Origin of the sequence: Xenorhabdus stockiae (assembly GCF_002632825.1) — a bacterium.
Classification (GTDB): domain Bacteria; phylum Pseudomonadota; class Gammaproteobacteria; order Enterobacterales; family Enterobacteriaceae; genus Xenorhabdus; species Xenorhabdus stockiae.
The window spans coordinates 1-2,630 of the sequence record NZ_NJAJ01000097.1; the positions used below are offsets into that span (position 1 = coordinate 1).

The following is a 2,630-nucleotide window of genomic DNA, read 5'->3' on the forward strand; positions in this document are numbered from 1 at the left end:
CTAAATTACGACTCCTGACGACATCATCAAAATAACGATGTGCTGATACTCTGGCCTGTCGCGTTTTCTTATCCGCCAGTGACCCCATCGGGATATCGGTTTCCGGGTGGATGCTGACACGCGCGCCACATGTCCAGCAGTGGTATAACCACGGCCAGCGGCTGTCATGGATGCGTTTAAAGACATTCAGATGATGCTCAATCATCACGTGCCTGCCACAATATCGGCAGTGTGTCGGAATGGGGTAGGGGTCGTTAACTCTGAGGATCGCTTTGGGGTTTGGGTTCCATGGGGTATACATGCAACCTCCTTAATGCTGCTTTCACGGCATTACATCTCCTCCCGCCGCACAGCAGCGTAGTGATAGGGTGTAGGGTTAGATGTTTTGGCTTGAACTAAGCAACTTGACTAGAAGAAAATACAGGCTCGTATTCGCATTCAACTTCAAACATTCCTATGTATAAATCGCCAATCCACAGCATAAATAACAGAGGCCACTTACCTTCCCAGCCATCATGATTAGAGTAATAATCATCCGCACAATCCTGTAGGCAGTATTCAAAGTCGTCATCATCGGCACTATAGTTATTGTCTGCTTCAAGTTCGTAGCGACGATTTTCCGAGACCTCATCAGGGATTGTTTCTTTACTGTAAGCTACGTAGTACTGAATTATTGCCATATATTCACCTTTCTATTATTCCAGTAAATATTATTTTGGTTGGTTAAATCACATAGATAGCATGGTTGGGGTATTGCTTGCCGATTGGACTGAATGGAATATCATCATCAAAATCCATTGGTGGCGGTGCTGATTGTTGAACCGGCCCTTGAGCCTGCCCTTGTGGCTGCTGTCCCCATAGCTGGGATTGTTGCTGCTGCCCTGAATGTTGAGGCTGTGACTGTTGACCTTGCTGACTTCCTTGCTTATTACCCAACATTTGCATAGTCCCACCGATATTTACCACCACCTCAGTGGAATAACGATCTTGCCCTTGCTGATCTTGCCACTTCCGTGTTTGTAACTGGCCTTCAATATAAACCTGAGTACCTTTTCTCAGATATTCACCGGCAATTTCGGCGAGTTTCCCGAATATTACTACTCTGTGCCATTCGGTTTTTTCCTTCATTTCCCCGGATTGCTTATCCCGCCATGTTTCAGAGGTAGCTAATGTGATATTTGTCACCGCACCACCGTTTGGTAGATAACGCACCTCCGGGTCTTGGCCTAATTGACCAACCAAAATAACCTTGTTAACGCCTTTGCTAGCCATTATTGACCCTCCATTGATCACCGAATTCAAATCCTATTTCCTTTAAAGATTCATCCATTTTTTCTATGAATTCTGGTACTAGTTCATTGAATTGAGCCATGATTTTTTCATCCCTTTCAACAGCAACATAATGAATACCCTCACGCGCCATACGTGGGTCATAATTAGCGAAATACCACTGACTTTTCCCAGTCACCCACATGGAATACTGAACTTGAGCCATATATTCTGACTTGATGGCCTCGAAACCACCTAGTCGAAATTTCATAAACGCAGAGGTAGTAAATGGGCATTTGAGTTCCAGACCAAACCCATTACTACAAAGTCCATCTGGTGAGCATGCTGTTCTAAGTGACTCATCCTTGAATAAAATTGGCGCTTCTATTACATCAACATCAGTCACAAACTCAAATGTCGCTCGCGCTGACTCCTCGTATTCCTTACCCCATGCCAGCGATTTTGCATTTACCTCGACGACATTCCCAGTACATACTTCACCAAGTAACGTATAAAAATACGTCATCTTGGTGTCTGTCCACTTTTTCCCGTCCTTTGTTTTTGACAGTAGCTTTCCAGCATTGGATGCTGTGATTACACCCAATCTCAATCTATGCCAGTCAAATGATCCTTGCTTCACTTTTTGTAAATCAATCCCTGTTTTTACTAAGATTGATTCATTACTGACCATTGCTTTTCACCTTTTTAGAAAGGAAATCTTCAGCTTTATTGGCTTCTGATTCAGACAAATCATAGGGTGACGTTACGTCCCTTTTGAATATCTTTGAACACAACGGCAATAAATCATCATCCCATGTTTTATTCATTTCAATGAGCATGGAATCAATGCGTTTCATTGTCTTGGCGCTTATTCCATTTAATGAGGCAGTATTCTCTAACCGTCCGTCTATATCTTCATCTGCTGTAGCAATACCCAGCGCTCCCGTTAATGTGTAACGTCGGAGGTATGTGATAGCGGATGCTGATTGCTGAATGTTATTTTTCCCTCCTGACTGATCAGGGGTAGACATCATTTCACAAATTTCTTGATGCCCTGATTTGTGACTAACAATACATTTGACGGTAATTACGCCGCCTTCCATCTCTTGCTCAAATCGATACGACAAGCCGAATTGTTGTAAAAAAGGTTTTATCTGCTCCGAGATATCATCCAATGATGCATATTTGTATTTAGCTTTCCCTGGGCCAAAATCAGCTTGTTTTAATTTTTTAATGGTAGGCAGAGAACTTTGAAATGCTGCCATAGCATCTAGGAATTCCTTTCTTGACTGTCCGGCCTCCCATTTTGTTTGTAATTCTAGCAGCCGCTCTAATTTATCTATATCTGCATTAGAGGAGAC

At 43.0% G+C, this 2,630-nt stretch carries 5 protein-coding genes; all 5 read right to left on the reverse strand.

The annotated features are described in order from the left end of the window. A partial coding sequence (locus tag Xsto_RS20340) for a zinc-finger-containing protein (RefSeq protein ID WP_244590478.1) occupies positions 1 to 301 on the reverse strand: 301 nt, incomplete at its 3' end. 94 nt (positions 302 to 395) lie between these two features. Then, entirely contained in the window at positions 396 to 680 is a 285-nt protein-coding gene (locus Xsto_RS20345; RefSeq protein WP_099126267.1) for a hypothetical protein, read from the reverse strand. A gap of 43 nt (positions 681 to 723) precedes the next feature. Continuing rightward, complete coding sequence (locus Xsto_RS20350; RefSeq protein ID WP_099126268.1) at positions 724 to 1,272, reverse strand: single-stranded DNA-binding protein; 549 nt, start codon at positions 1,270 to 1,272, stop codon at positions 724 to 726. Then, positions 1,265 to 1,960: a YqaJ viral recombinase family protein gene (locus Xsto_RS20355; protein WP_099126269.1), complete on the reverse strand. Its 696-nt coding sequence runs from the start codon at positions 1,958 to 1,960 to the stop codon at positions 1,265 to 1,267. The genes Xsto_RS20350 and Xsto_RS20355 overlap by 8 nt, the downstream gene beginning before the upstream one ends. Beyond that, positions 1,950 to 2,630: ERF family protein (locus Xsto_RS20360; protein WP_211284361.1), on the reverse strand; the 681-nt coding region annotated here is incomplete at its 5' end. The genes Xsto_RS20355 and Xsto_RS20360, both read right to left, overlap by 11 nt.

Bases quoted from the DNA above. Each gene is read 5' to 3' on its own strand.
- Xsto_RS20345 (WP_099126267.1), bottom strand. From the start codon at position 680: ATGGCAATAATTCAGTACTACGTAGCTTACAGTAAAGAAACAATCCCT.
- Xsto_RS20350 (WP_099126268.1), bottom strand. From the start codon at position 1,272: ATGGCTAGCAAAGGCGTTAACAAGGTTATTTTGGTTGGTCAATTAGGC.
- Xsto_RS20355 (WP_099126269.1), bottom strand. From the start codon at position 1,960: ATGGTCAGTAATGAATCAATCTTAGTAAAAACAGGGATTGATTTACAA.